General features: G+C 62.5%; 25 protein-coding genes and 1 riboswitch. Of the genes, 13 read left to right on the top strand and 12 right to left on the bottom strand.

Annotation, left to right across the window (positions count from 1 at the left end; genetic code table 11):
- Window positions 1-84: 84 nt before the first annotated feature.
- Complete coding sequence (locus tag AOT96_RS14120; protein ID WP_007726916.1) at window positions 85-966, top strand: A/G-specific adenine glycosylase; 882 nt, start codon at window positions 85-87, stop codon at window positions 964-966.
- On the opposite strand, the gene AOT96_RS14115 is transcribed toward AOT96_RS14120, so the two are convergent.
- Window positions 963-1,988, bottom strand: coding sequence for a hypothetical protein (locus tag AOT96_RS14115; protein WP_231917443.1), 1,026 nt, complete (start codon window positions 1,986-1,988; stop codon window positions 963-965). The genes AOT96_RS14120 and AOT96_RS14115 overlap by 4 nt on opposite strands.
- A 59-nt stretch (window positions 1,989-2,047) precedes the next feature.
- Window positions 2,048-2,959, bottom strand: coding sequence for a hypothetical protein (locus AOT96_RS14110; protein ID WP_063315057.1), 912 nt, complete (start codon window positions 2,957-2,959; stop codon window positions 2,048-2,050).
- Window positions 2,960-3,183: 224 nt separating this feature from the next.
- Here AOT96_RS14110 and AOT96_RS14105 point away from each other — a divergent pair, with 224 nt between their 5' ends.
- Together AOT96_RS14105 and AOT96_RS14100 are read left to right on the top strand one after the other, a co-directional pair.
- Window positions 3,184-5,871: a helix-turn-helix transcriptional regulator gene (locus AOT96_RS14105; protein ID WP_083197628.1), complete on the top strand. Its 2,688-nt coding sequence runs from the start codon at window positions 3,184-3,186 to the stop codon at window positions 5,869-5,871.
- 39 nt (window positions 5,872-5,910) lie between these two features.
- A complete protein-coding gene (locus AOT96_RS14100) occupies window positions 5,911-6,336 on the top strand; it encodes an HIT family protein (RefSeq protein WP_003945905.1) in 426 nt (141 codons plus the stop codon).
- On the opposite strand, the gene AOT96_RS14095 is transcribed toward AOT96_RS14100, so the two are convergent.
- Entirely contained in the window at window positions 6,321-7,058 is a 738-nt protein-coding gene (locus AOT96_RS14095; RefSeq protein WP_065352849.1) for an alpha/beta fold hydrolase, read from the bottom strand. The two genes, AOT96_RS14100 and AOT96_RS14095, sit on opposite strands and share 16 nt — an antisense overlap.
- A gap of 45 nt (window positions 7,059-7,103) precedes the next feature.
- On the opposite strand from AOT96_RS14095, the gene mhuD reads away from it, so the two are divergent.
- The 3 genes from mhuD (at window position 7,104) to AOT96_RS14080 (ending at window position 8,626) form a co-directional block, all read left to right on the top strand.
- Window positions 7,104-7,412, top strand: coding sequence for a mycobilin-forming heme oxygenase MhuD (gene mhuD / locus AOT96_RS14090; RefSeq protein ID WP_007726927.1), 309 nt, complete (start codon window positions 7,104-7,106; stop codon window positions 7,410-7,412).
- A gap of 88 nt (window positions 7,413-7,500) precedes the next feature.
- Window positions 7,501-7,639, top strand: a riboswitch (cobalamin riboswitch).
- Window positions 7,640-7,664: 25 nt separating this feature from the next.
- On the top strand, window positions 7,665-7,859 hold the full coding sequence (locus AOT96_RS14085; protein WP_003945915.1) for a CbtB domain-containing protein: 195 nt from the start codon (window positions 7,665-7,667) through the stop codon (window positions 7,857-7,859).
- The gene (locus AOT96_RS14080; RefSeq protein WP_054826790.1) at window positions 7,850-8,626 is read left to right on the top strand and encodes a CbtA family protein; all 777 of its coding nucleotides are present in this window, start codon (window positions 7,850-7,852) and stop codon (window positions 8,624-8,626) included. Before AOT96_RS14085 ends, AOT96_RS14080 begins: the two co-directional genes overlap by 10 nt.
- A gap of 59 nt (window positions 8,627-8,685) precedes the next feature.
- On the opposite strand, the gene AOT96_RS14075 is transcribed toward AOT96_RS14080, so the two are convergent.
- A complete protein-coding gene (locus tag AOT96_RS14075) occupies window positions 8,686-10,521 on the bottom strand; it encodes a flavin-containing monooxygenase (protein WP_007726929.1) in 1,836 nt (611 codons plus the stop codon).
- Window positions 10,522-10,661: 140 nt separating this feature from the next.
- Window positions 10,662-11,807 carry a hypothetical protein gene (locus AOT96_RS14070; RefSeq protein WP_065351896.1) on the bottom strand — a complete coding sequence of 382 codons (1,146 nt, stop codon included), beginning with the start codon at window positions 11,805-11,807 and terminating at the stop codon, window positions 10,662-10,664.
- Window positions 11,808-12,027: 220 nt separating this feature from the next.
- On the opposite strand from AOT96_RS14070, the gene AOT96_RS14065 reads away from it, so the two are divergent.
- Window positions 12,028-12,807 carry an acetoin reductase gene (locus AOT96_RS14065; RefSeq protein ID WP_054826788.1) on the top strand — a complete coding sequence of 260 codons (780 nt, stop codon included), beginning with the start codon at window positions 12,028-12,030 and terminating at the stop codon, window positions 12,805-12,807.
- Between the two features lie 77 nt (window positions 12,808-12,884).
- Window positions 12,885-14,153 (top strand): GAF domain-containing protein, encoded by a 1,269-nt coding sequence (locus AOT96_RS14060; protein WP_065352848.1) that lies wholly within the window; start codon window positions 12,885-12,887, stop codon window positions 14,151-14,153.
- Here the strand turns inward: AOT96_RS14060 and AOT96_RS14055 are convergent.
- The 3 genes from AOT96_RS14055 to AOT96_RS14045 form a co-directional block, all read right to left on the bottom strand.
- Window positions 14,132-14,761 carry a DsbA family oxidoreductase gene (locus tag AOT96_RS14055; protein ID WP_228232432.1) on the bottom strand — a complete coding sequence of 210 codons (630 nt, stop codon included), beginning with the start codon at window positions 14,759-14,761 and terminating at the stop codon, window positions 14,132-14,134. The two genes, AOT96_RS14060 and AOT96_RS14055, sit on opposite strands and share 22 nt — an antisense overlap.
- 91 nt (window positions 14,762-14,852) lie before the next feature.
- On the bottom strand, window positions 14,853-15,506 hold the full coding sequence (locus AOT96_RS14050) for a response regulator (protein ID WP_042451934.1): 654 nt from the start codon (window positions 15,504-15,506) through the stop codon (window positions 14,853-14,855).
- Between the two features lie 48 nt (window positions 15,507-15,554).
- A complete protein-coding gene (locus tag AOT96_RS14045; RefSeq protein ID WP_054781748.1) occupies window positions 15,555-16,910 on the bottom strand; it encodes a sensor histidine kinase in 1,356 nt (451 codons plus the stop codon).
- A gap of 24 nt (window positions 16,911-16,934) precedes the next feature.
- Between AOT96_RS14045 and AOT96_RS14040 the strand changes: the two genes are divergently transcribed.
- Both AOT96_RS14040 and AOT96_RS14035 read left to right on the top strand, forming a co-directional pair.
- Window positions 16,935-17,450 (top strand): DUF4352 domain-containing protein, encoded by a 516-nt coding sequence (locus tag AOT96_RS14040; protein ID WP_003945701.1) that lies wholly within the window; start codon window positions 16,935-16,937, stop codon window positions 17,448-17,450.
- Window positions 17,447-17,929: a hypothetical protein gene (locus AOT96_RS14035; RefSeq protein ID WP_064111334.1), complete on the top strand. Its 483-nt coding sequence runs from the start codon at window positions 17,447-17,449 to the stop codon at window positions 17,927-17,929. Before AOT96_RS14040 ends, AOT96_RS14035 begins: the two co-directional genes overlap by 4 nt.
- Here AOT96_RS14035 and AOT96_RS14030 read toward each other — a convergent pair.
- Both AOT96_RS14030 and AOT96_RS14025 read right to left on the bottom strand, forming a co-directional pair.
- Window positions 17,904-18,338 (bottom strand): OsmC family protein, encoded by a 435-nt coding sequence (locus AOT96_RS14030; protein WP_007726950.1) that lies wholly within the window; start codon window positions 18,336-18,338, stop codon window positions 17,904-17,906. The two genes, AOT96_RS14035 and AOT96_RS14030, sit on opposite strands and share 26 nt — an antisense overlap.
- A gap of 98 nt (window positions 18,339-18,436) precedes the next feature.
- Window positions 18,437-19,660 (bottom strand): TetR/AcrR family transcriptional regulator, encoded by a 1,224-nt coding sequence (locus tag AOT96_RS14025; RefSeq protein WP_042923747.1) that lies wholly within the window; start codon window positions 19,658-19,660, stop codon window positions 18,437-18,439.
- 339 nt (window positions 19,661-19,999) lie between these two features.
- On the opposite strand from AOT96_RS14025, the gene AOT96_RS14020 reads away from it, so the two are divergent.
- The 3 genes from AOT96_RS14020 (at window position 20,000) to fadD5 (ending at window position 23,450) form a co-directional block, all read left to right on the top strand.
- Complete coding sequence (locus AOT96_RS14020) at window positions 20,000-20,989, top strand: NAD(P)H-dependent flavin oxidoreductase (protein WP_064075123.1); 990 nt, start codon at window positions 20,000-20,002, stop codon at window positions 20,987-20,989.
- Window positions 20,986-21,765 (top strand): enoyl-CoA hydratase, encoded by a 780-nt coding sequence (locus tag AOT96_RS14015; protein ID WP_065351895.1) that lies wholly within the window; start codon window positions 20,986-20,988, stop codon window positions 21,763-21,765. The genes AOT96_RS14020 and AOT96_RS14015 overlap by 4 nt, the downstream gene beginning before the upstream one ends.
- Before the next feature lie 95 nt (window positions 21,766-21,860).
- Window positions 21,861-23,450 (top strand): fatty-acid--CoA ligase FadD5, encoded by a 1,590-nt coding sequence (fadD5, locus tag AOT96_RS14010; protein WP_054781987.1) that lies wholly within the window; start codon window positions 21,861-21,863, stop codon window positions 23,448-23,450.
- A gap of 57 nt (window positions 23,451-23,507) precedes the next feature.
- Here fadD5 and AOT96_RS14005 read toward each other — a convergent pair whose 3' ends face one another.
- Both AOT96_RS14005 and AOT96_RS14000 read right to left on the bottom strand, forming a co-directional pair.
- Entirely contained in the window at window positions 23,508-23,987 is a 480-nt protein-coding gene (locus tag AOT96_RS14005; RefSeq protein ID WP_042923578.1) for a nucleoside deaminase, read from the bottom strand.
- 77 nt (window positions 23,988-24,064) lie between these two features.
- Entirely contained in the window at window positions 24,065-26,608 is a 2,544-nt protein-coding gene (locus AOT96_RS14000; protein WP_003945604.1) for an ATP-dependent Clp protease ATP-binding subunit, read from the bottom strand.
- Window positions 26,609-26,783: the final 175 nt, after the last annotated feature.

Genomic DNA, 26,783 nt, shown 5'->3' with positions numbered 1-26,783 from the left:
GCGACTGCCGATAAAGTGGCCCCCACAAGTCGACGTCTCCTTCGTCGACCGGGAGCGCAAGGTTCGAGGAGTGTGTCGGTAGCAGTGGCAGTGGAATCTTCGGTGCTGCTGAAGTGGTACTCCGAGACGGCTCGCGACCTGCCGTGGCGACGCGAGGGCGTCAGTGCCTGGCAGATCCTGATGAGCGAGATCATGCTCCAGCAGACGCCGGTGGTGCGCGTTGCGCCAATCTGGGAAGAGTGGGTCGAGCGCTGGCCGGTGCCGTCGGCGATGGCAGCGTCGAGCCAGGCAGAGGTGCTTCGCGCGTGGGGCAAACTCGGTTATCCACGACGCGCGCTGCGGTTACACGAATGCGCGGGCGTCCTGGCTGCCGAGCACGGTGACGTGGTCCCGGAAGACGTCGATACCTTGCTCTCGCTACCGGGAATCGGTTCGTACACCGCCCGCGCCGTCGCGTGTTTCGCCTACGGACAGCGAGTGCCTGTGGTGGACACCAACGTACGACGCGTAGTTGCGCGAGCCGTCCACGGCAATGCGGAACCCGGGAACCCGTCCAACACGCGAGACCTCGCCGACGTCGCGGCGCTGCTGCCGAGGACGCGTGCGCGCGCCGCCACCTACAGCGCTGCTCTCATGGAACTCGGTGCACTGATCTGCACGGCGCGGAACCCGAACTGCGAGAACTGCCCTTTGCCGAACTGCGCGTGGGTCGCCTCGGGCAAACCGGCACACACCGGACCACCCAAGAAGGTGCAGAAGTTCGCGGGCACAGATCGCCAGGTTCGTGGAAAATTGATGGCCGTTCTTCGCGAGAGTCACCGTCCGGTCGAGCGCGCGCAACTCGACATCGTCTGGCCGGCCGATCCGGGTCAGCGTGACCGTGCGTTGCATTCACTGCTGGTCGACGGACTGGTCGAGCAGACCGACGACGGCCTGTTTGCGCTGGCTGGAGAGGGTACGGCTTAGCCGACTCGCAGCGGGGTGCATTCTTCGGCTGTGGGTTCGTCGGTCTGGAGCGGTGCGACTTCCGGATCAGAACGCCGAAGTACTGCAGGAACGGCAGGCACCACTGGATCGCAAGGCGCAAGTGTCGGAATCTGTAGGGCAGCGCCGGGCGGGGGCCCGCTGGTGGAGGTCGCCGACTCGGCGCCGATGTTCGGGCTATCCGTGGACACCGCGCGCGACCCGTCTGGGGACAGCGCGATCAGCAACCCCGTCAACATGAGTAGAAGCGGCAGTACTATTGCCGCCGCCCACCGGACCCTGTTGACGGGCCGGACAGCCATGCCGCCATCGGACCGAACTTCGCTTCCGCGATCGGCCGCTACCAGCGCAGCCCCTATCGCCAGTTGGGTCCGCTCGCCGAGAAACAGGAAGCCGAGACCTGCCAGTTCAGCGGCTTCCGCAGACGGCTGCCGAGAGTCTTCCTTCACGAGCATCGCGACGAGCATCTTGGGCACAGGGTCTCGTTCGGCGACGAGGAGGTCCAATGTCGCAGCAAATGTCGAGCTGTCCGCAAGCAACTCGGCCGTGTCGTAACGATGCGCCGAGTCCACGACGCCTGCTCTCGGGTCGACGGCCGCGATCACGGTCTCACTGCCGTCCGGCCAGAACGCGAGAATCGGCGAAACACTAATGAGAGCGTCGACCGTCCGCAGGTAGGCAAGCCGTGCGTCGAGACCGTTGACCAACTCGATGTTCTCGAAAGGACTGGAGGACAACGAATCCGAGACAAGTTCGCGCACGTCCGCACGCTCGCACATCACTCCGACGACGGTGGGGCACAGATTCGAGCGCAGGGCTCGACCGGTGGCGACCTCGGCCGCGGAGGCGAGTGCGCGCGCCGACGCTTGCGGAGAGGGAACAGTCCCGTCTGCACCCCAGGGGTGACGGAACTCGTCGATCGAGCCAAGAAGGGGTGTGTCCGCATCTACGAGAGCTGTTGAAATTGACTGATTTTCGAATACAACGCCCAGGCTTTCACGCACTGGATCCTCCATTGACTGCTACTGACTGTTACGAGTGTTGCCATTCCTGCGAAGCAGTATCAGAACGTCAGGCCACCGACCGCCATTGCACCTGGTTCCAGCACCACATCCACCGGCGCTCGGCCGTCGACCGTGACGCGATACGTCCCCGGTAGCAGTCCGACAAACGAGAAGTGACCCTCGAACGGTTTCACCGTCCGCGCTGTCGCGTGCCCGCATTGATCGACGCCGTCGATCACCACCGCCTCCGAGATGCCCGATGTCACCAGACCTGAGATTCGTCCATCTGCCGAGACAGCAGCCCACTGGCTTCTCTGACCACCAACAGAAATCCCGTACGGATCACACACTCCCGGGGTGGTCGCCACCCGCACCGTGACATCGCCCGACCGCACGCGAACCGCCCCCCGATCTGCGGTGACCAGTGCAGCGATCGGTAGACCGTCGGCGTCTTCCCGCTTTCCCGCAGTCATCGTCGCCGTTCGGGTGAAGTACCGGTCCGCTTCCAGATTGCCTATCAGGCAATGTAATCCGACCTCGTCGACACCCGAGCCGTCTCCGCAGTAATCAGGCACGGACGGCAGAACGAAACCTCGAGGCACCGGAAGTTGCACGACCACGTCGGAGAGCGGGTTGCCCCGGACACCGATGTCGATGACATACGTCACCGGATCACCCTCTCGGACAATGCCGTTGGACGGTCCCGAATCGAGCCCTGGACCGTCAGCGGGATCGAAGGGCGGTGCACCGTCAATCACCGTCAGCTCGACGGCGAAGGGAGGCACGAACTCTCCCTCGGCCGCCAATCGAACATCCGACTGCATCGGCAGCAAGCCGAGCGCAGCAGCGCCGACCACCAGAGCTCCGGTCACGACAACTATGCCGATACCTCGCACTCCTCGGCGCCACGCTCTCGGCCGGAGTCCGACGACAACGGCCTTCGACCGCACCTCTGACAGACGAGTTCTCACGACGCTCCTTCGATGTCTGACTCTCGGGCCTCCGACAGGCGCTCGCGGCCACATTTGGCGAATCCCGAGCTACGTTCAATAGAAGTCGCTCGAGGGACTCGAAAGCCAATGGTGACGGCGTGATTGTGTGGGTGAACTTCTCTCAGCCGGGGTGAATTCCCGGGTGAATTGCCCGGGATGGCACGCTCTGGATTCGCACCAGCTACGCTCCTCCCTGTAGATAGATGGATCGAGACAATCCGCCCAAACTCTTCAATCATTGCGGGGCGCGAAAGCAGAAAGGGTCCGCGTTGATGTTCGGGATGGACGGCCACGACTGGGCAGCTATTCCCGAAAGGCGCACCCTCGCGACGTCGATTCCCCGGCAAGCGCTCTTCGACAAACTTGACCGACGTGCCGCGCTGACCATCGTCCGTGCACCGAACGGCCACGGGAAATCGTCGTTGATCGCATCGTGGCTGCGCGCCCATTTGGCATCCGAACGAATACTCGTCTGGGTCTCGGCCCCACGGCCCTCGTCGACACTCGAAGATTTCTGGGCCGTTGTCCTCGATCGAATCCACGCTGCCGGAATCGCACTGCCCGACGTCGACGATCTCGCCGATCCTTTCACCGCTGTCGCCAAATCCCTGAACGCCCTCAGCCGCCCCGTGCTGCTCGTGCTGATCAGGCCGGATCTGATATCGGAACCAGAGTTGGACGATCAGTTGATCGAACTCCTCGCCCTCTGCCACAACCTGGACCTCGTGGTCACGCTCTCGGGCTTCGGCATGTTCTCCGAGCCGTACCTGCTCGACACGGACCACGAGGTGATAAGCGCGAGTGAGCTGTTGTTCACGAGAGCCGATACCGCCCATTTGCTCGCACAAGCTGACGTACACACGACTGACGGTGATGCCGAACAAATCACATCCCTGACAGGTGGGCTGCCAGCGCTGGTTCGTGTCGCCGTTCCCGCCGTCCAGACATCGGGTAGCCGCAACCGCGAGCAGATGATCAGGAAGAACATCGCGCAGGCGATCGACGACTACGTGAACAAATCCGTTCTCATGACCGCTGATCATGTGGAACAACTCGAGTTCCTGCTCGCGACGGCCTTTGCGCGATCGATCACCGTCGACATCGCCGCCATGCTGTTCGAGTCCCAACACCCTGAGGATGGCGAGACCGTTCATCAGATTCGCGTGCGCCTGGCGATACTGGAGACAGCCGGGTTGTTGTCACGGGTCGAGACCGAAGCCGAAGAAACCTGGGAGCTGCCTCCCGCCATTCGTCGATCGATACTCGCGCACCAAAAGCGCGCTGGAGTCGATCCGGCGCAACGTCTTTCGTTCCTCGCACACAACCGACTCGACCACGGTCATCACGCGTCGGCGCTGGACTACGCGGTCGAGGCACAGAACTGGACCCTGGCAGTAGACATCGTCGAGCAACACTGGGTGACGATGATCGTCCACAATCTGGACTCGGTTCGCTCTGCTCTCCAACGGATTCCGGCGGAAGCAGCGGACAAACACTCTGCCGTGGAGGCAGGGCGCGCATTGTTCACGATGCATCCGAGCGAGCGCTCGACGGTAGTCGACTTGCTACCCGAATCGCCGGCAGAACTGTGGGCTCTCGGCGCTGAAGCCGGCGCGAAGGACGCCTTGAGCATTGCCTGCGTTCAATCGATCATGCTCAGGATGGCAGGCGAGTACGGGCTCGCAGCAGAAACCACCAGGCGCCTGTCTCATCTCAGTCGCAGTGCGCTGGAGAACAACCCGGAAGCGGTCAGCGCACAGCTCCCTCTCATGCGACTTCAATGGGCGATCAATTTTCAATTGAGCGGCAGGTTCACAGAATCCACGATCAAGGCTCGAATGGCGTACCACGGCGCCCTGTCTCATGGAGTCGACTTCATCGCTCGTAACTCTGCGGGAAGTGCCGCCCTGAATTGGGCGCTGGCTGGTGAGCCGCGGCAGGCCACACACTGGTCCGAACTCGAACAGAAGCATCCGGACCCCGGCGGTTGGCTCGAACCTGTGGTCAAGATCGCCGGCCTGACAGCACGGGCGCTCACTGCTCTCGACACACTCGACTTCGACGACGCACGTCTCGCATTGACCGAACTCGGTCTTCCGTCCGACACCGAGGAACTGTGGGCATTCGTCGTCTATGCGCATTGCCAATTCGCCTTGACCTCCGGCGACCACACTGCGGCACTACTGTTGCTCCACAATGCGATCGAAGCACATTCCAAGCAGTACACGGCTACATCTTTCGCGCTTCCTCTGTTGCAATCCGCAGAGATCGATCTCTTGCTCGCTCTCGGACAGGGGAACAATGCCGTAGCACTGGCCAAGGAGATCATCGATCCTGCCGCCAATCCGTGGACGCTCACGTCGGTGGCGCGTTTACGTCAGCGGATCGGCCAGAACGAGGCCGCGGTGGCGCTGTGTCACCAGTTCGACTGGTCTGGCGTATCCTATCCGCGGGCACAGATGGAATCGCTTCTGGTGCAAGCGGTTGCACACTCCGAGCTGGGTGAGCCACGCCTCGCCTCTCAGGAGTGGTCCAGAGCGTGCAGCATCGCGGATCAGACCGGACTTCTACGTTCGTTCGCGACCATCGCATCGGCGGACGTCGAGAAACTCGAATCGATGGCCGAAACGAAATCGCGTGCACTCGCCGAGTTCTCGAAAAGGTCGCCTGCGGAATCATTTCCGGAATTCGTACATATCGTGGAGTTGACCGAACGCGAGCAGAAAGTCCTCTCACTCCTGGCGCTCGGCATGGGGTCGGCTGCGATGGCCGACAAACTGTACGTGTCCGTCAACACCGTCAAGACTCAACTGCGCACTCTCTACAAGAAGCTCGACGTACACAATCGAAACGAAGCGATCACGAGGGCACGCCAACTGCGCTTGCTGTAGTCCGGGGTCGGATCTGATTTCGGACTACATTCTGTAGGCATGAGCACCGATTCCTGCGTCTTCTGCAAGATCGTCGCGCTGACCGAGCCGGCGATTCTCGTTCACGAGAGCGAGACAACTCTCGCATTCCTCGATGCACGGCCGGTGAGTCGCGGACACACCCTGGTGGTCCCCAAGCGTCATGCAGAGAACCTCGATGCTCTCGAAAGTCACGAAGGCGCAGAGATGTTCCGCGTCGGCACGCTCATCGCCGGAGCTCTACGCCGCTGCGACATCGCCGCTGACGGAGTCAACTTTCTCGTCAACGACGGGCGTGCCGCGGGCCAAACCGTGTTCCACTCGCACCTGCACGTCGTCCCCCGCCATCGCGGCGACAAGGCGAAGTTCGCTGCTGGACTCCTCGCCAGGCGAGCCGTCGAGCTGGAGCAGGTGGGCGCGTCGATCCGAAGTCAGCTCACGGTCTGAAGGAATTCCGTCACCACTTCGCGATAGCGCTGCGGTTGATCGTCGTGGACCAGGTGGCCTGCATCGGCAATACGTACGTACCGAGTTCCCGGCCTCTCGGCCATCTCTCGCATCTGTCCCTCGGGGGTGATGGTGAACTCTCCCTCGATCAGCAAGGTCGGCACCTCGATCGCCTTCCACTGATCCCAGAAATGCCTCGTGCCCCACTCCTCCGAGATGTCGCGGAAGGTCGACACGTCGCCGTGCAGGTACCACCCGTCGTCGCGGCGGTCGAAAGAGTCGAGAAAGTACTGGCCGGCGACGGGGCCGAAGAATTCCTTCATCGCCTCCTCGGAAGCAAACGGCTGCGGCCACGCCGAGATCATCTGCGCCCAGTCCGCAGCGGTGCGTCCACGAAAGTCCGGGGCCATGTCTTCGAGGACCAGCGCACAAACCTTTTCGGGATGCGCGGCGGCGAAGCACCACGCATGCAGAGCCCCCATCGAATGACCGATCACGATCATCGGCTCCTCGATGGACGCAACCGCCGATGTCAGGTCCTCGACGAATGCCTCGGTAGTCAGTGCCGCTGGCGCCGGCCTGCCGTGACCGGCAGCGTCGAAGGTGTAGACGTGGCCGAACTCGCGGATCCACGGCACATGGCGTCGCCACGTTCGGGAGCTGCCCATGAGGCCGTGCAACAACAGAATCGGTTGTCCCGTTCCACCTTCGTCATGCAACACGAGTGTCACGGTACGCGGTGAAGGTGCGCGGGTAATGTCGCTTGCATGGCAGTCGTGAAGATCAATGCAATCGAGGTCCCCGAGGGCGCCGGCCCCGAACTGGAGAAGCGCTTCGCAGCACGCGCTCACGCAGTCGAGAACTCCCCGGGCTTTCTCGGATTCCAACTCCTCCGCCCCACCGCCGGTGAGAGCCGCTACTTCGTGGTGACTCAGTGGGAGTCCGAGCAGGCGTTCGCCGATTGGCGTGACGGCCCCGCCCGTGAAGCCCATTCCGGCGAGCGCGCGAAGCCCGTCGCTTCGGGTGCGTCGTTGCTCGAATTCGAAGTTGTCCTGGACGTCGCCGCAAAGAGCTGATCTCGAGCGATTGTGCCTGCCTTGGCGGGCACAATCGACGGTCATCTCGGCTTCACGCGTTGACACGGTGCGGGCTGTAGTGCAAAAGTTCGCATGTAAACGCGATGGTCCGACAGGAATCCGGTGAAAGCCCGGAGCGGTCGCGCCACTGTAATTCGAGGTGAAGTGCCTTTTTCGGCACGACAATTTCGACAGCCAGACACTTCGGCCATCGCATGGACCTAGGGGACGCGAAAATCCCAGGAGGCTTCGATGGCTCTCGCCTATTCTCCCGATACGTCGATCGATTCGACTCGTCTTGCTTTCCTCGCCGCTGCAGTAGTTCTGTTCGCGATGCTGGCTCTCTACCTGGTCGGATTCGACCAGGGCGCTATCTCTCGCACCGGCATGTACATGCATGAATTGATGCACGACGGTCGACACTTGATGGGCCTGCCGTGCCACTAGCCGACAATTTCACGAAGCTTCTCATTCGTGGTTTGTTGGCTGGTCTGATCGCAGGCATCCTTGCCGGCGGAGTTGCATTCGTGCTGGGTGAACCGCACGTCAACGCTGCCATTGCGATCGAAGAAGCCAACAGCGCCACCGGTGAGGTTTCCGGCGAAGCCGCTGGGCATTCGCACGGTGACGAAGAAGAACCACTGGTGAGCCGCGACGGGCAGCGCGCCGGGCTGTTCCTGGCCACAGCGCTTGCCGGACTGGCACTCGGGGCGATCTTCTCGGTCGTTGCCAATTACGCTCGACGACTCACCGGAATGTCCGGGCCGTTGTTGGCGATCGCCATCGCCGTCGGTGGTTGGCTGGCTATCGAGGCCGTCCCCTTTTTCAAGTACCCGGCCAATCCGCCGGCCGTCGGAGATCCCGACACCATCAACCAGCGCACACTGCTGTGGCTGGCCGCCGTGATTCTCGGGCTGCTGTCCGTCACCGCGGCAGCAGCGGCGGCAAAGGCAGTTTCCGGGCACGAGTTCCTCAGCGTGCGCATCGCTGCTCCGGTGGCTGCGTTCCTGGTGATCGTCGCGATCGGTTACGTCTCGCTTCCCGGCATCAACGAGGTGGGCGAGGACTTCCCGGCAACTCTGCTGTGGGAGTTCCGACTTTCCTCGCTCGCTACGCAGGCGACGCTCTGGCTCGTACTCGGGTTGGCCTTCGCCTTCCTTACCGAGCGCGCAACCAAGAACACCGAAGTAGCAAAGAAGTACGCCCTTCGCTGAACCTGCTGTGCGCCTTTATTAACCTCCCGCGGTTAATAAAGGCGCACAGCAGTTCTTTTTCAGCTCAGATGATGCACTTCCTGCAGTCCGTACACCGGCGTCGGGATGCCCTCGTAGCGCGCCTTCAACTGCAACGCCAAGTACAGCGAGTAGTGGCGCGACTGATGCAGATTGCCTCCGTGGAACCACAGCGCTTCCTGCTGCGTCGGCTTCCACATGTTGCGCTGCTCGCCTTCCCACGGTCCCGGATCCTTGGTGGTGTTCGACCCCAGGCCCCACACCTTGCCGACCTTGTCGGCGGTGTCCTGACCGATCAGATCCGCCACCCAGCCGTTCATCGAGCCGTAACCGGTCGCGTAGACCACCACGTCGGCAGGCAATTCCGTACCGTCTTCGAGAATCACGCTGTTCTCGGTCAGCTCACGAACATTGCCGTGCGCGAGCTTGATGTCTCCATTGGCAACCAGTTCGGCAGCGCCGACATCGATGTAGTAGCCCGAGCCACGGCGTAGGTACTTCATGAACAGGCCCGAACCGTCGTCGCCCCAGTCGTGCTCGAAGCCCGCCTTCTCGAGGCGATCGTAGAAATCCTTGTCGCGCTCACGGATTGCGTCGTACACTGGGATCTGGAACTCGTGCATGATCCGGTACGGCAGCGAACCGAACGTGAGGTCCGCCTTGTGTGTCGTCATGCCGGCGGCCAGTGCTCGCTCCGAGTACAGATCGCCCAAGCCCAAATCCATCAGCGAATCCGACTTCACGATGTGCGTCGAGCTGCGCTGCACCATCGTGACGTCGATACCGTTCTCCCACAGTGCGCCGCAGATGTCGTGCGAGGAGTTGTTGGCCCCGATCACGACGACCTTCTTGCCCACGTACTGATCCGGGCCGGGGTGCTTGCTCGAGTGGTGCTGATCGCCGAGGAACTTGTCCTGCCCGGGGAACGTCGGAACGTTGGCCTTGCCGGACATACCCGTCGCCATCACCAACTGCTTGGGACGCAACGTCAGCTTCTCGCCGTTGCGGTTGACCTCGACGGTCCATTCCTGGGTCTTCTCGTCGAACGACGCCGAGGTGCAGGTCGTGGAACTCCAGTACGGAACCTCCATGACCTTGGTGTACATCTCGAGCCAGTCGCCGATCTTGTCCTTGGGCGCGAACACCGGCCAGTTGTCGGGGAACGGCATGTAGGGCAGGTGGTCGTACCAAACCGGATCGTGCAGGCACAGGGACTTGTAGCGTCCGCGCCACTGATCGCCGGGTCGCTCGTGGCTGTCGATCACGATGGCCGGTACTCCGAGCTGACGCATCCGGGCGCCGAGCGCGATGCCGCCCTGGCCGCCGCCGACGATCACGACGTAAGGCTGTGTGGTGTAACCGAGTTCGCGGTCTTCGATCTCCTTCTGCTCGGCCCACGTGATGCGGTTCGGGTCTGCCCCATGCTTGGCGCCGCGCGGACGACGAGTGCCCTTGCCTTCTTCGTGTCCCTTCAACTCCTGCAGCGACGTCAGCAGGGTCCAACCTTCATCTCCCTTCAAACGAAGGTGCCCGTGCGCGCGACCGGTTGCAGTCTCGAACTCGATCCAGGCTGACGTGACGCCGTCGGCCTCGTCGGGTGTCTCGGTCGTCCGAAATCCCGAAGGATCGGTGTCGTCGAGTCGCGCGGAGAGCATGTCGGCGATCTGCTCGCGACCCTCGACGGTCTTGATGTTCCAGGTGAACGACACCAGGTCTCGCCAGAAGCTGTCGAGTGCGAATTTGCCTGCCACACGCTCGATGTCACGAGCCGCGAGGGCCGACTCGAAATCCGCCAGCCAGGCGTCGACGCGCTCCTGAGGTGTCACCGCCGTCAACTTCACCTCGGGGGTGACTGCGGAATCGATGGTTTGCGTCATCACTTCTCCTTGTTTGTGAATGTGACACACAGCACATCCCATAAGTGGCCCCGGTCACAAGCGTTGCAGTCTGTTGCAATCAGTGGACGCGGTGCCGGCGTCCGATACCGGTTACCCGCACCGAGGTGCGGGCAACCGACTCACCCCTCCGCAGGCTTGAATCTGCCGAGTCCCAGCGACTGAAATCCCACGACGTAGAACAGCGTCCACAACACGGCCCAGTCCACGAAACCCAGTGCATTGCCGTGCAATCCGTCGACAACTGCCGGCTCGTGAAGAATGTGCTCTGCTGCAAAGCGGTAATAGAACAAGAATGTGACCACCGCGAGCACAAACGTGAGCAGCGCGCGGATCGCCAGGTTGACCCCGTCCGCAAAGCCCGTGGGTTTGTTACCGAAGGCGTTGGCCCAGAAGATCATCCAGAAAGCCCAGCACACCCCGAGCTGCGCCGGGAATTGATGGATCACACCGCCCAACTCGGCAACGGCATCGCTTCCCACCAACGTCTTCACGACCGGAAGTGCCACGAAGTACAAGCCGGTTCCGACGGCGAAGTTACCGATCGTGGCTGCGAGCGCCGTCTTACCCCCGCCGCCGAACAGTCGCCACGGCCAGTTGTCGAGCGTCTGGCCAGTCAGGATCACAACCACCACGACGCAGTAGAACCACCCGAGCACGGTGTCGACGGTCATCAACGGATCCGTGGCGGACAGCGACACGGACGGCAGACCGAACACGAAGTACAGCGCCAGCGTCGGGACGGCGACAAACGCGATCTCACACAAACCCACCAACGGCTGCTTCATCCCCAGGGAAGTCCACGGCCAATGCTGCCAGTTCAGGACCACCATCACCCAGGTCCCGAAGCCGAAGAGCACGAACAGCGCACCCGCGAAATATCCGAGGCCGCCCTCACGATCGGCCGCGAAATCCGGGTACAAACTCCCCAAGCCGTTTGCCAGGAGCCACGTCACGACGACGGCGAAGACCGCGGTCGCGACCATGATCGCCAGGCCTTTCGCCGGCTGCGGGAGTCGGTCGAAGCCGGCGAACTCGCAGTTGAAGCCGATGAACACAACAAAAAGGATTGCCCAGAAAAGCGCCGCGTTGAACGGCAGAGGATAGAAACTCCAGGGACTGGTGGTCGGATCGGCCAGAAGGTACCAACTCGCCACGGCCAGCACGAGAACGATCACGAGGTTCGCGATCCCGAACCCGATCCAGCGGCGTGACGGTTGTCGGCTCGGCGTGGCCGGTTCCGTGGGTGTGTCGACTGTAGCGGTCATGTGCCCTCTCCCAGATTGTCTCGCAAGATGATTCGCGAAGTGGTGGCGCAACTATGGAGCCGTCGCGCGGGGTACCGGGAGGGTTGCCGAGGGTTGCAACCGCTGCCCCATTCTGCGGAATTGCAACACGGTGCAACCCTTCCGCATTGTGGTCGCCGTCACATACAAATCACTCACCGGTTCCCAGGCAACCGGTTCACTGCTTACGAGGAGAAACTGCATGAGCATCACGGGCAAGGTAGTACTGGTCACCGGCGCCGGCCAAGGCATCGGACGCGGAATCGCTCTCCGCCTCGCCCACGACGGCGCCGACATCGCGTTGGTCGACCTCGACCAAACCAAGCTGGATGCGGTTGCCGACGAGATCAGACAGATCGGCCGTCGTGCAACGACGTTTGTCGCCGACGTCAGCGATCGCGCGCGGGTTCACGCAGCCGTCGAACATGCACACCAGGAATTGGGCGGATTCGACGTCATCGTCAACAACGCGGGAATCGCTCTCGTCGGCCCGATCTCCGACGCGACGCCGGAAGAGGTCTCCAAGATCTGGAGCGTCAACGTCGACGGCGTCCTGTGGGGAATTCAAGCTGCAGCAGCAAAGTTCCAAGCTCTGGGTCAGCGCGGAAAGATCATCAACGCGTCATCCATCGCCGGTCACGACGGGTTCGCCATGTTAGGTGTTTACAGCGCAACAAAATTCGCGGTCAGGGCCCTCACTCAGGCTGCGGCCAAGGAATACGCGTCCGACGGAATCACCGTCAACGCGTACTGCCCCGGCGTCGTGGGCACCGACATGTGGGTGACGATCGACAAGAGGTTCGCCGAGTTGACCGGTGCGCCAGAGGGCGCCACCTACGAGAAGTTCGTCGGCGGAATTGCGCTGGGTCGAGCTGAAACCCCCGACGATGTCGCCGGTTTCGTCTCGTACCTTGCCGGGCCCGATTCCGACTACATGACCGGTCAGGCCGGTCTCATCGACGGCGGCCTCGTCTACCGCTGACCGCGGTGTCTTCACTGAAAGCGGTGTCTTCGCTGAAAACGGTATCTTCGCTGAAAAAGCGGTTGCCCGAGCCTGCGATGCCGCCCGGCGAGGATCCTCGCGACTACGCGAGGACCCTCGCCGCGGTGTACGACGCGACGATGGCCGGAGACCGCGCACCGGCCCGCCCAAGGGACGTGGTCCGCCAATCGTGGCAACGCCTGCGCGAGTTAGGTATCGACCCCGAACGCAACCGGGTCGAACCGTCCATGGACGTCGCCGAACTCGATCTCCGTCGTCGTGAGTCCGGACTGTACGACGTCCTCGACGACGTGACACGCGGACTCGAATCGGTCACCGCGAGCGGTGAGAACATCATGGTCGTCGCAGATCTTCGCGGAACTGTTCTGTGGCGCAGCGGGTCCCATCGAGTACTGGACCAAGCTGCGCGTCTGGGATTTGTCGAGGGTGCGAACTGGGCCGAGGACAGCGTCGGCACCAACGCCATCGGAACGGCATTAGTGTCACGACAGGCGGTTCAGATCTTCTCGGCGGAACACTATGCGCGCAGCCATCATCCGTGGACCTGCGCGGGGGCACCCATCCGCGATCCGCGGGACGACCGTGTCATCGGCGTCGTCGACATCAGTGGTCCCGCCAAGACCGTCCACCCCACCACACTCGCTCTGGTCGACGCCGTCGCACGCCTCGCTCAATCACACCTGCGCGACAAGCATCGGGACAATCTCGATCAATTACGTTCTGTTGCAGGGCCGATGCTTGCACGTAGCGGATCACCGGCATTGGTGATCGATACTCATGGCTGGGTAGCGGCGGTCGATGCGCTACCTCATCGCTCGCGCGTGCTGCTCCCCGCGGCTTTGGCTCCCGGCAGGACGTGGTTCCCCGCTTTGGGTCTGTGCGAACTGGATCCACTTCCCGGCGGGTGGGTGGTCCGGCCGATCGCCACCGGCGAGAAAATCAGTGCACCCACGGTGCATATCGATCTGCGCGATTCCGAGAACATGTCGGTGACCGTCACATCGGGGTTGGGCGAATGGGCCTACTGCCCGACCCAGAGGCATGCGGAGATTCTGTTTCTCCTCGGATCCGAGAGGCGTGGACTGACCGCATCGCGGTTGGCGCAGGATCTTTTCGGTGACCCGGCCCGCACGGTGACCGCGCGGGCCGAGATGTCGCGTCTGCGCAAGAACCTTGCCGGAGTTGTTGCAGCGCAGCCGTACCGGTTCGTCGATGCAGCGCACGTCACGCTTTCCTGCCCCGACGACGGTGCACATCTGTTGCCGTTCTCGAACGCCCCGGCAGTTCGTGCCGCTCGCCTTACTCAGGCCGGTTCGGAGGCCTGAGTAAGCAACTGCAGAAACACCTCTTCGGGTTGAGCGCCGGATACTGCGACCGCACGGTTGGCGACGAAGAACGGAACGCCGCTGACCTGCAGTTGGCGGGCCATGGACAGATCTTCGCGAACAGCCTCGGCTGCGGCATCGGAGCCCAGTTGCTCGCGCACGACGTCGGCGTCGAGGCCGACGCTCACGGCCAGCTCGACCAGCACCTCACGGTCGTCGATCACCTTGCCGTCGCTGAAGTGCGCTTTGAACAGCGCTTCGAGGAGTTCGTTCTGCCGCTCACCCGCGAGATGCAGCAACCTGTGCGCATCAAAGGTGTTGGCGGCGATCACGGTGTCGAAGTCCAAGGTCAAGCCGACCTCGGCTGCCGTCGCGCTGACGTGGGCGAACATCTGACGTACCTGTTCAGGCGCCATCCCCTTCATCTCGACCAAGGCGTCGAGTTCGGTTCGTCCCTCTCCCACCGGGGTCTCCGGAGCGAGCTGGTACGAGCGCCAGATGACGTTGACGCGGTCCTTGTTCTCGAAACGATCCAGAGCCGAAAGGAACCTGGTCTTTCCGATGTAGCACCACGGACAAGCGACGTCAGACCACACTTCGATGGTCACGTCTTGGTCAATCACGATTTGATCAGTCACCGAAGGTGCAACAACGAACAGGGCCGGGATTAGTCCCGGCTCGCGTCACGAGGTCACAGAATCACGTGACCAGACCACACCGGAACGCGATCAACGACGCACTCACCCGGTTGGGCACACCGAGTTTGGCGAACAACGAGGAGATATGCGTCTTGACGGTGGTCTCACCGAGGTACAGCCGCTCCGCGATGACGCTGTTGGCCGCGCCTGTCGCCAGGATTGTCAGCACTTCGCGCTCACGCTCGGTGAGCGAAGCGAGGGGAGTCAGGTCGGGTGCTTGCCGACGCGGCGCCGAGGCCACGATGGCACGTAGAGAATCGGAGCTGAACAACGAGTGGTCCGACGCCACCACCCGTACTGCCTGCTGGAACGCCTGTGGGGCCGCGTCCTTGCTCAGAAAACTGTGCGCGCCCGCCTCGACCGCCTGCACGACCATGTCGTCGACGTCGAAGGCGGTCATCGCGATGACCTTCGGCGGATTGCTCATGGTCATCAACTCTCGGGTGGCCTCCAAGCCACCGACCCGTGCCATCTTCAGATCCATCAGCACCACGTGCGGACGAAACCGAGTGACTTTGGCTGCGACCTGATCGCCGTCCTCGGCCTCGGCAACCACCACGATGTCCGGCGCTGCTTCCAGGATGTCCTTCATTCCGCGCCGAACCCAGGCGTCGTTGTCGACGATCAAAACTGTGATGCGCGAGTCAGCGTCCATAGTGCGCTCAGATTACCCAGAGCCCCCGACAGTCGGAGGGTGGGAGGGTTACGACGACCAGGGCACCCAGCAACTGACGAGGAAATCGTCCCCCAGCGCGCCTGCCTCCACCTTGCCGCCGATTTCTCTTGCCTGTTCGGCCAACCCGCGTAAGCCGGACCGCGAACCGATCGACGTCATGGGTGCAAGCTCGCTCAGCTTGTTGCGTGCGAGGATACGAATTCCGTCGTGCGGCGACCCGGTCACCGAAATGACGAGCATCTGGTCGCTCGCGTACTTCTGGACGTTGGTCAACGATTCCTGAACGACGCGATAACAGACGTGCCCCGCCAACATTCCGACATCACCCGGGAGCAGCTCCGATTCGAGACGGCAGTGAATGCCCGCGGCGCGTGCACCGTTGACCAGATCGCCGATCGCGTCGATCCCCTGGTGCCCGCCGTGTTCGCGGCGATCACCGCTTCCCCTGAGCACTCCGACGATTCCCTTCAATTCGTCCAAAGCCTCGTGCGCGGTGGTTCTGATCATCGCAGCGGTGTTGACGACCTTCTCGGGATTGTCTGCCGCGCTAACCTGTAACCCACCGGCGAACAACGAAATCCGGCTCAGACTGGCCGCGATCGTGTCGTGCATGTCGCGCGCGATCCGCGTTCGTTCCTCGGTGCGAATCATCTCGTCGCGCATCACGTCTGTTTTCTCGGTGGCAAGATCCCGTACGTGTTCGGCCTCGACGAGTTCGGTTCTGGTCCGAATCAGGAGCGAGAGCGCCACGACGATGCCGACCATGACGGCTGCGACGAGCCACGGGATCCAGATGGCGACGTCGTATTGAACAACCGCCGAACCGTCCTTGGGTTTCATCGTTCCCATCGTGAGAACGGAGTACTCACGATTGCGAAAAGCGTCGTAGGTCAACGAAATTCCGCACGCGACGAAGACAGCTGCCGCAGCGGCAGCAAGCCGAGGCCCACGCGCGATCCGAGCAACGGCGAACAATGCGATGAGCGCCGCCGTCGCATCGGTGGGGAAGAACAACGGGCCGACCAGCGTGATCGCCAGAACCACCCAGGGATACTGATGGCGCCACACAAGCGATATCCCACCGGCCACGCCCAGGACGAACCCGATACCGACCAATACCGGTGGCATATTTCCCGACGCGCCTGCGATGCCCACCGTCATGAAGGAACAGAAAAGGCTGAACGCGACAGCGGCGGTAGTCCATACGCGTCGTCGCACAACGGTTCCTTTGGTGGTGATCACCGAGCAAGCGTATCCACCGCCACCGACGCCTCGAATCAGCCGAACGGGTGGACGAACCGCCAGGCTCCGACCGAAAGGATGAGGCGGACCGATCTTTCGACCGAAGCGGTGAGCAGTCCTCACATCGTTGACTTGTGCCATACCAACTCTCGAAAGGCGCACATCATGCGATCACTCCGCACTCCCCTCGCCCTCCTCGCCGTCGGCGCAGCCCTGTTCGCAACCATCGCCTCGGGCGAGACCGACGAAGCGAAGAAGGTCGACGACAACGGTTCTTCCGCCGCACCTGCGGCCGCCTTCGGAATCGGTGACGTCGTCGAACTGGGCGACTGGCGCGTCCAGGTACACGGCGTCGTAGATCCCTACGTCTCGACCAATCAGTTCATCACCGCTGATCCCGGAAACCGCTACGTCGTGGTCGACACCGAGGTCACCAACAACAGTGACAAGCCGTCGACGGTCTCGTCGATGATGTGCTTCGAACTGCAGGACTCGGCAAACAAGTCGTACAACATCACGTTCACCGACAGCAGCACGTCGAGTGTCGACGGAGAGCTCGCGCCGGGCGCTGCCAAACGAGGCGAATTGGCGTACGAGGTCCCCGAAGCCGCCACCGGTCTGCGCCTTCAGTTCAAGTGCGATCTGTTCTCGTCCGGCTCGGCAACCATCAACCTGTCGTGAACCGTCCGGGCGATCTGCTGCTGAATCCGTGGGCACTGGTCTCGGTGGCCGTCATCTTGATCAACGACCACGTACTCAAAGGGGCATTCGGGAACACGATGACGGGCAAGCTGTCCGACGTCGCCGGTGTGTTCCTGCTTCCCCTGCTTCTGCTCTCGGTTCTCGAGGTGCTCAGGCGAAGTCTGGTGGGGCGAGCAGCGATCGCCTGGTCCATCGCAGTCACGGGGATCGGCTTCGCCGCCGTGAAGGTGATACCGCCGATCGGCGACGCATACGAGTGGGTGATCGGGTTTCTCCGCCTGACCGCAGGAGGATTCCGCGGAGATCTCTTGCCGATCCTGGTCTATCGCGATCCCTCGGACCTGTGGGTGCTCCCGATCCTGTTCGCGAGCTACCTGGTCGTCACACACAACCGCACTCGGGCGCCGGAGGGGGCGCCCGAGCGCGAGATGATCAGTCCAGGGCCGCATCCAACGTGATGTCGACGCCGGTCAGCGCCTTGCTGACCGGGCAGGTTTCCTTGGCCGCCTGGGCAACCTTGGCAAAACCGTCGGCGTCGAGGCCGTCGACCTCGGCGCGAACGGTGAGCTTGATTCCGGTGAGCTTGAATCCGACCGTGTCGGGGCCGAGTGACACGTCCGCGGTGATGTCGAGGCTCTGGGGGGTCCCGCCGGCCTCGGCGATCAGGGCCGACAACTGCATCGCATAGCAGGACGAATGCGCCGCGGCGATGAGTTCCTCGGGGCTGGTGGTTCCGCCGGCCTCCTCAGCTGCGCGCTTGGGGAACGACACGTCGAAGGTGGCGACGCCCGAGCTGGTGAGTTCCACCTGTCCCGATCCGGCCTCGAGGGTGCCGTTCCAGGCGGTGCGTGCGGTACGAGTTGGCATTGCTGTCCCTACTTCCGTCTTCACATGATTCGGTGAACGCCTTGCGATCACGAACCTACCCGCGATACGTGAAGTCACACCTACTGTTTCGGGCGGGACTACCCGAGGAGCGTCGCGGACAGCAGTTTCTCGACGCGGGCCTGCGCGGAGTTCTCCGAGGAAAAGTGCACGATTCGGCCGATGTCGAAGACCAGTCCGAGCGCCGCGTGGACGAGAAACCGCGCTTGGACGATCGACAACTCCGGACGCGCCTCGACACACAAGTGCGCCCACTCCTCGACGTTCAAACGCTGAATGTTGCGCAACTCGGTCCGTGATCGATCCGGCAAACTGCCGATCTCGGCAAAGTACACGGCCAACAGTTCGCTGGTTCCGAACGAAACCTCGACGTACATCTTCGCCAACGTCTCGACGGCCGCGAGAGGAGTCTCCGACTCAGCCAACGCCGAGCCCAACGTCATAGTCAGACGATCGGACGCACGGTGGAAGGCCGCAGCAAGAAGGTCGGCCTTGCTCGCGAAGTGCCGATACACACTCGACGCGTTGATACCCGCCGCGGCACCGATCTCCTCGATGCTCACGTCGTGGTAGCCGCGCTGATAGAACAGCAACACTGCTTCCTGAAGCAGCACTTCGCGTTTCGACGTCCGTACGAGGCCTGTTTTGCGTTCGGACGCCCCTGCCCTCGCGCCGTCCTCCTCGGCAGCGGGCAATTCGACGCCGATGACGGACCAGCATGCCGCAAGAATCAGCGCTTCGATCTGCTTGGCGGACAACGCGGATCGATGACCGGTGATACTGGCGATCACACTGAGCACGGCGGGCGCGATGAGTTCTACATCCGCCGGGTCGAGTTCCGGACGAACCGCTGCCAGCGGCTCGGCGATCCGAAGATTGAGCGTGCGCATTCCCACCCGCAATTGCTCACGATCCTCGTCGACCAGGTACCTGCCCTCCCATCGGTAGAGCCCTCCCCGGCGCCGATTCTCGATCGTCGCGCGGATGACACCCACCATCGTGGAGTTCAACTGCTCGCGTGGATTTTCGTTTCCGTGCACAGCTGGATCGCTGGCATCCAACAACGCCTGCGTCAGGTTGTTCACGGTGTAGACGAACAGGGCGTATTTCGTGGGGAAATGACGATAGAGGGCCGGACCGGAAATTCCGACCTTCGCTGCGATCTCGTCGATGCCCACCGCGTGGTAGCCACGTTCGCTGAATGCTTCCGCAGCAGCGGCCGCGATTTGCGCCTTCCGATTCTTCGGACGCGTCCGTGGTGCAGGGTCGCCGCCACGCACGGAGACGCGTGTCTGTCCGGGCACCTGACCCTCCACTTCCGTTGCTTTCTCTTGCACTGCCTTCGTCCGCTGCACCGCACTTCCACGGGCGCGAGTCCGAACGGATCATGTTAACCGTCGCGAAGGTCGCAATTCGCGCCCGGTACTGCTTCACCCGAAACCCTACAACGCAGTTGTAGCGGCGGACGGATTCCGGAAAAAGAGTCTTGACACCCGCTCTCTCAGCGGTGTTATGTTAGTGACGATTCGCACAACCTCGCACGTAGTCCGCTGGCGGGCTCGTTCCCTGCGGCGTGAAGTTTTCTTCGCCCGCAAGAGGGTTCGATGCCGAATGACCGACCGTAAGAAAGTAGTTGTGAGCAGATGATTCGCACTCGCTTCACCGAAATGTTCGGCGTTGACCATCCCATCGTGCAAGGGGGCATGATGTGGGTGGGACGGGCAGAACTTGTTGCGGCCACGGCAAATTCCGGCGCCCTCGGGTTCTTGACGGGCCTCACTCAACCCACACCGGAAGACCTCGTCAAGGAAATTGCTCGAACCCGCGATCTCACCGACAAGCCTTTCGGCGTCAATCTCACTATTCTGCCGTCGATCACGCCGCCGCCGTACGCCGAATACCGCCAGGCGATCATCGAATCCGGGATCAAGATCGTCGAAACCGCCGGTTCCAATCCGATCGATCATCTTCCGCATTTCAAGGACGCGGGCGTGAAGGTTATCCACAAGTGCACTGCAGTTCGACATGCGGTCAAAGCCGAGAGACTGGGCGTCGACGCCGTCAGCATCGACGGCTTCGAATGCGCCGGGCACCCAGGCGAGGACGACATACCAGGGCTCATTCTGATTCCGGCGGCCACGCAGCAACTCACGATTCCGGTGATCGCTTCAGGCGGAATCGCAGATTCACGTGGACTCGTCGCGGCGCTTGCGCTCGGAGCAGACGGCGTCAACATGGGAACTCGCTTCATGTGTACCGCGGAATCCCCTGTCGCACAATCGGTTAAAGAGCAGATTGTCGCAAACACCGAACGCGACACCAAGCTGATCTTCCGGACGCTTCACAACACCGCGCGCGTAGCCGCGAATGCGATCAGTGCCGAGGTCGTCGACATCGAAGCACGTGGCGACGCGCAGTTCAGCGACATTCAGCATCTGGTAGCCGGAGCCCGCGGACGCAAGGTCTTCGAGGACGGCGACCTCGATGCAGGCATCTGGTCCGCCGGACAGAGCCAAGGATTGATCAACGACATCCCGACCGTCGCAGACATGATCGACCGCATGGTCTCGGAGGCCGAACACCTCATCACCTCACGGCTTTCCGGATTCGTCACGGCTGTGAGCGCGGCATGACCGCCACCGCCGAGACGGGCTTTCGCTCCGAAATCACCGACGGTGTACTGCGATTGACCTTCGACCGCCCGAAGCGGATGAACGCGATCGATCTGCCCACGATGACTGCTTTCGCAGCTGCCGTCCACGACGGCGGCGCAGACCCGGCCGTTCGCACCATCGTCATCACCGGATCCGGTCGAGCGTTCTGCACCGGAGCCGACCTCGCCGCAGCGGCCGTCAACCCCGCAGACCCGAAAGTCGTCATGGATTCGGCGACTTCGCTGATTCGCGCCATCACCAGCGCCCCGGTCCCGGTGATCGCCGCGGTCAACGGCCCGGCCGCCGGCGTCGGAGTGTCCATCGCTCTAGCCGCGGACCTGACGTACGCCGCATCGAGCGCCTATTTCCTCCTCTCCTTCGTCAACATCGGTCTGATGCCCGACGGCGGCGCCAGTGCGTTGGTACCGGCAGCGATCGGACGCGCCCGAGCGGCCGAGATGGCATTGCTGGGCGAGCGAGTTTCCGCCGAGGACGCAGAGCGGTTCGGGCTCGTGTCCCGCACCGTCGCCGACGACGCGTTCGACGCACTCGTCGACTCCGTCGTCGATCGCACGTCGAAGGCTCCCCGACGCGCCCTCGAACTCACCAAGCGCGCGCTCAATGCGGTGACACTGGACCGCCTCGATGCTGCGCTGGAGCTCGAAAATACCGGTCAGGCAGAACTTCTCACTGGCGAGGACTTCAAAGAAGGCGCGATGGCGATGCTGCAGAAACGCGCGCCCCACTTCAAGTAATCACTGCGAATTTTCGTTAACAAAACCACTGTACGAATCGACGGCTCACTGTAGCCTGAGTCACACAATCACCCACGCATGAGAGGAACCCATCGATGGCCTCCACCGATGCAGTCTCCGAGGCGCAGCGTTCACGCCGCACCAACTGGAACAATCAGATCGCCAGGCATGCGCAGATGATTCCCGATCGCACCGCACTGCGATTCCTGGGCGATTCCATCACCTGGGGCACCCTCGACGCACGCGTCGAGAAGCTGGCGGACGCTCTTGCCCGACGCGGCGTCAGCTTCGGCGACCGCGTGCTCATCCTGATGCTCAACCGCCCCGAATACCTCGAGGTCGTGCTCGCGACCAACGCACTGGGCGCCATCGCTGTTCCGGTGAACTTCCGTCTGACACCACCCGAGGTCGCTTATCTGGTAAACGACTCCGGCTCCAAAGTCATTGTCGCCGAAGGACCGTTGGCTCCGTTGGCCGGAGCTGCACGAGCCGCGTCCGAGGGTATCGACATCTCCATCACCGTAGGCTCCCCCGCCGAGGGTGACAGCCTGAATTACGAGGACTTGATCAGCGAAGAGGGCGAGTCGCACGCGTTCGTCGACATCCCGGACGACACTCCTGCACTCATCATGTACACCTCGGGAACCACCGGTCGCCCCAAGGGCTCGGTGCTCTCCCACTCCAACCTGTCTTCGCAAGCATTGACCTGTATCAGGGCCTTCCACCTGTTCAATGCCGATTCCATCGGCTTCTGCGCGTCGCCCATGTTCCACATCGCAGCCCTCGGTTCCATAGCGCCGAGCCTGCAACTCGGCACGACCACGGTGATCCATCCGGTCGGCGCATTCGACCCGGGTCAACTACTCGACATTCTGGAAGCCGAGAAGGTCACCAGCTTGTTCCTCGTGCCCGTGCAATGGCAGGCCGTGTGCGCCGTACAGAAGGCGCAACCGCGAGCACTGTCGCTGAAGAACATCTCGTGGGGCGCCGCACCGTCGTCCGACACGATCCTGCGGGCAATGGCCGAAACCTTCCCGGACGCATTCAATGTCGCGGTCTTCGGTCAGACCGAGATGTCGCCCATCACTTGCGTTCTCGACGGCGAGGATGCGATTCGTAAGCTCGGATCCGTCGGTCGGGTCATCCCGACCATCTCGGCCAGGGTCGTCGACGAGAACATGGACGACGTGGCGCCCGGTGAAATCGGTGAAATCGTCTACCGCGGGCCCACGATGATGAGCGAATACTGGAACAACCCCACCGCCACCGCTGACGCCTTCCACGGTGGATGGTTCCACTCCGGCGATCTCGTTCGAGTCGACGACGAAGGCTTCGTCTACGTCGTGGATCGCAAGAAGGACATGATCATCTCCGGCGGAGAGAACATCTACTGCGCGGAGGTGGAAAACGTCCTCTACGAACACGAATTGATCGTCGAAGCGGCCGTCGTCGGCCGCCCCGACGCCAAGTGGGGCGAGGTGCCCGTAGCGATCGTCGCGATGGCGCCAGGTTCAGCCGTGGACCTGACCATCGAGGAGCTGAGCAGCTTCCTCAACGATCGTCTCGCGCGCTACAAGCACCCGAAGGACATCGTCGTCGTGGAAGCACTGCCGCGCAATGCAAGCGGCAAGGTCGTCAAGGGTGAACTGCGAGAGAAGGTTCGAGCGGTCGACGCAGTCTCCTGACTTCACACGCAAACGGGCGGCACCTCCAGCGAGGTGCCGCCCGTTTGTGTGTGCCCGTCAAGCGCTCTGCGAATGCAACTTCCGATGCAGTTCTCGCACCAGCGGAACCAACTCCGGCACCGGGCCTTCGACCGGGACGTTCGGCGCAACCTCGTTGACGGACAGAGACTTCACCGGCGACGGAGCCACACCCCACTCCGCGAGCCAGTCGCCGAGTTGGGCCGAAGAGCAGATGTAGACGATCCGTCCGAGGCCCACCCACGCGTGCGCGGCCGAACACATCGCGCAGTGCTCTCCCGAGGTGAACACCGTTGCCGTCGAACGCTCGTCCGGCGTCAGATACTGGGCCGCCCACCGAGCCAGCTCGAACTCGGGGTGGCGAGTGTTGTCGCCGCCCGCGATCCGGTTTCGATCTTCCGCCAGAAATGTTCCGTCGGCCGCTGCCAGGACGGAACCGAAAGGTTCGTCGCCCGCATCCAATGCTTCCGTTGCCAATTCGACGCAACGACGCAGGTGACCCAGTTCGATGTCGTTCATGTGTACGCCCTCTCCCGTGATACACGAAACGGGCGGCACCGGTGAGGTGCCGCCCGTTCGTTACCTACTCTGCTGTACTACTCTGCTGCGCTTTCGCTTTCGCCGGCCTTGGTCAGCTCGATCGGCGGTGCGTCCGGCACGTCGATCGGCTTCTTGGTAGGCGTGAACGTGAACTTCGCGTCCTCGCCCGAGCCTTCGCCGTCCCAGTTCTCGACGTCGACGAGCACGATGTGGCCGGGTCCGATCTCTCCGAAGAGGATCTTCTCGGACATCTGGTCCTCGATCTCGCGCTGGATGGTGCGACGCAGCGGTCGTGCACCCAGTACCGGATCGAATCCGCGCTTGGCCAGAAGCGACTTGGCCTTGTCGGTGACCTCCATGGCCATGTCCTTGTTCTTGAGTGCCGCCTCGACGCGAGCGAGCATCAGGTCGACCATCTGAACGATCTGCTCGTTCGTGAGCTGATGGAAGACGACGATGTCGTCGATACGGTTCAAGAACTCGGGACGGAAGTGCTTCTTCAGCTCGTCGTGAACCTTGAGCTTCATGCGCTCGTAGTTCGACTCCGTGCCCGTTCCCGAGCTGAAGCCCAGGCCGACTGCCTTGGAGATGTCCGACGTACCGAGGTTGGACGTGAAGATCAGCACCGTGTTCTTGAAGTCGACGGTACGTCCCTGACCGTCGGTGAGACGGCCGTCCTCGAGCACCTGCAGGAGGGTGTTGTAGATCTCCTGGTGTGCCTTCTCGATCTCGTCGAACAGCACGACGCTGAACGGCTTGCGGCGCACCTTCTCGGTGAGCTGGCCACCCTCTTCGTACCCGACGTACCCGGGAGGGGCACCGAACAGACGCGAAGCGGTGAAGCGGTCGTGGAACTCGCCCATGTCGATCTGGATCAGAGCGTCGTCGTCGCCGAACAGGAAGTTGGCGAGCGACTTCGCGAGCTCCGTCTTACCGACACCGGACGGGCCGGCGAAGATGAACGAGCCCGAGGGACGCTTGGGATCCTTCAGACCTGCACGCGTACGACGGATCGCCTTCGAGACGGACTTGACCGCCTCCTCCTGGCCGATGATCCGCTTGTGCAGTTCCTCTTCCATGCGGAGCAGACGAGTGGTCTCCTCCTCGGTGAGCTTGAAGACGGGGATACCGGTCCAGTTGCCCAGAACCTCGGCGATCTGCTCGTCGTCGACCTCGGCAATGACGTCCAGGTCGCCCGCACGCCACTGCTTCTCACGCTCAGCGCGCTGAGCAACGAGGGTCTTCTCCTTGTCACGCAGGTTCGCAGCCTTCTCGAAGTCCTGCGCGTCGATCGCGGACTCCTTCTCGCGACGCGCGTCGGCGATGCGATCGTCGAATTCGCGCAGGTCCGGCGGTGCAGTCATCCGACGGATGCGCATTCGCGCGCCCGCCTCGTCGATGAGGTCGATCGCCTTGTCCGGCAAGAAGCGGTCGTTGATGTAGCGGTCGGCCAGCGTCGCCGCTGCCACGAGAGCACCGTCCGTGATGGAGACACGGTGGTGAGCCTCGTAGCGGTCACGAAGACCCTTGAGGATCTCGATGGTGTGCTCGACGGTCGGCTCGCCCACCTGAACGGGCTGGAAACGACGCTCGAGGGCAGCATCCTTCTCGATGTACTTGCGGTACTCGTCGAGCGTGGTGGCACCGATGGTCTGCAGCTCACCGCGAGCAAGCTTGGGCTTGAGGATGGAGGCCGCGTCGATAGCGCCCTCGGCCGCGCCCGCACCCACGAGGGTGTGCAGCTCGTCGATGAACAGGATGATGTCGCCGCGGGTGTTGATCTCCTTGAGAACCTTCTTCAGGCGCTCTTCGAAGTCACCGCGGTAACGGCTGCCGGCCACGAGCGACCCGAGGTCGAGCGTGTACAGCTGCTTGTCCTTGAGGGTCTCGGGGACCTCACCGTTGACGATTGCCTGAGCCAGGCCCTCGACCACAGCGGTCTTACCGACACCGGGTTCACCGATGAGAACCGGGTTGTTCTTGGTACGACGCGAGAGAACCTGCATGACACGCTCGATTTCCTTCGAGCGGCCGATGACCGGGTCCAGCTTGCCTTCGAGGGCAGCTTGCGTCAGGTTGCGACCGAACTGGTCGAGCACGAGCGAGGTGGACGGCGTGCCGGCCTCTCCGCGGGTGCCACCGGTTTCGGTGGGCTCTTTGCCCTGGTAGCCCGACAGCAGCTGGATGACCTGCTGGCGGACGCGGTTGAGATCGGCACCGAGCTTGACCAGAACCTGGGCTGCTACGCCCTCACCCTCACGGATGAGACCGAGCAGGATGTGCTCCGTACCGATGTAGTTGTGTCCGAGCTGCAGCGCTTCGCGCAGACTCAGCTCGAGGACTTTCTTGGCGCGCGGTGTGAAGGGGATGTGACCGGACGGAGCCTGCTGGCCCTGGCCGATGATCTCCTCGACCTGGCTGCGGACTCCCTCGAGGGAGATACCCAACGACTCCAACGACTTGGCTGCGACACCTTCGCCCTCGTGAATGAGGCCGAGAAGGATGTGCTCCGTGCCGATGTAGTTGTGGTTGAGCATCCTGGCTTCTTCTTGAGCCAGGACAACAACGCGCCGCGCGCGATCGGTGAACCTCTCGAACATCGCTCTCCCTCACACTCTCCGGCGGGCAGGTTCGAGACCGGATGTCTCGTCCCTGGTCGCCGCGTTTCGCTCCGGCACTACAGACTGATCGCCTCGCCGGTCAGCGGACTGACGTCCACGAATCGACAAAGGTTGCACGACCCCACTTATTACTCTAGAGGGCGCGAAGTCCACC

It is taken from the genome of Rhodococcus sp. 008, assembly GCF_001682295.1.
Taxonomy (GTDB): domain Bacteria; phylum Actinomycetota; class Actinomycetes; order Mycobacteriales; family Mycobacteriaceae; genus Rhodococcus_F; species Rhodococcus_F qingshengii.
This window is presented reverse-complemented; position numbering and strand designations above follow the sequence as displayed.

Coding starts and splice junctions, on each gene's coding strand:
- AOT96_RS14105 (WP_083197628.1), top strand. CDS start 3,184: ATGGATCGAGACAATCCGCCCAAACTCTTCAATCATTGCGGGGCGCGA.
- AOT96_RS14100 (WP_003945905.1), top strand. CDS start 5,911: ATGAGCACCGATTCCTGCGTCTTCTGCAAGATCGTCGCGCTGACCGAG.
- mhuD (WP_007726927.1), top strand. CDS start 7,104: ATGGCAGTCGTGAAGATCAATGCAATCGAGGTCCCCGAGGGCGCCGGC.
- AOT96_RS14085 (WP_003945915.1), top strand. CDS start 7,665: ATGGCTCTCGCCTATTCTCCCGATACGTCGATCGATTCGACTCGTCTT.
- AOT96_RS14075 (WP_007726929.1), bottom strand. CDS start 10,521: ATGACGCAAACCATCGATTCCGCAGTCACCCCCGAGGTGAAGTTGACG.
- AOT96_RS14070 (WP_065351896.1), bottom strand. CDS start 11,807: ATGACCGCTACAGTCGACACACCCACGGAACCGGCCACGCCGAGCCGA.
- AOT96_RS14065 (WP_054826788.1), top strand. CDS start 12,028: ATGAGCATCACGGGCAAGGTAGTACTGGTCACCGGCGCCGGCCAAGGC.
- AOT96_RS14060 (WP_065352848.1), top strand. CDS start 12,885: ATGCCGCCCGGCGAGGATCCTCGCGACTACGCGAGGACCCTCGCCGCG.
- AOT96_RS14050 (WP_042451934.1), bottom strand. CDS start 15,506: ATGGACGCTGACTCGCGCATCACAGTTTTGATCGTCGACAACGACGCC.
- AOT96_RS14045 (WP_054781748.1), bottom strand. CDS start 16,910: ATGGCACAAGTCAACGATGTGAGGACTGCTCACCGCTTCGGTCGAAAG.
- AOT96_RS14040 (WP_003945701.1), top strand. CDS start 16,935: ATGCGATCACTCCGCACTCCCCTCGCCCTCCTCGCCGTCGGCGCAGCC.
- AOT96_RS14030 (WP_007726950.1), bottom strand. CDS start 18,338: ATGCCAACTCGTACCGCACGCACCGCCTGGAACGGCACCCTCGAGGCC.
- AOT96_RS14020 (WP_064075123.1), top strand. CDS start 20,000: ATGATTCGCACTCGCTTCACCGAAATGTTCGGCGTTGACCATCCCATC.
- AOT96_RS14015 (WP_065351895.1), top strand. CDS start 20,986: ATGACCGCCACCGCCGAGACGGGCTTTCGCTCCGAAATCACCGACGGT.
- fadD5 (WP_054781987.1), top strand. CDS start 21,861: ATGGCCTCCACCGATGCAGTCTCCGAGGCGCAGCGTTCACGCCGCACC.
- AOT96_RS14005 (WP_042923578.1), bottom strand. CDS start 23,987: ATGAACGACATCGAACTGGGTCACCTGCGTCGTTGCGTCGAATTGGCA.
- AOT96_RS14000 (WP_003945604.1), bottom strand. CDS start 26,608: ATGTTCGAGAGGTTCACCGATCGCGCGCGGCGCGTTGTTGTCCTGGCT.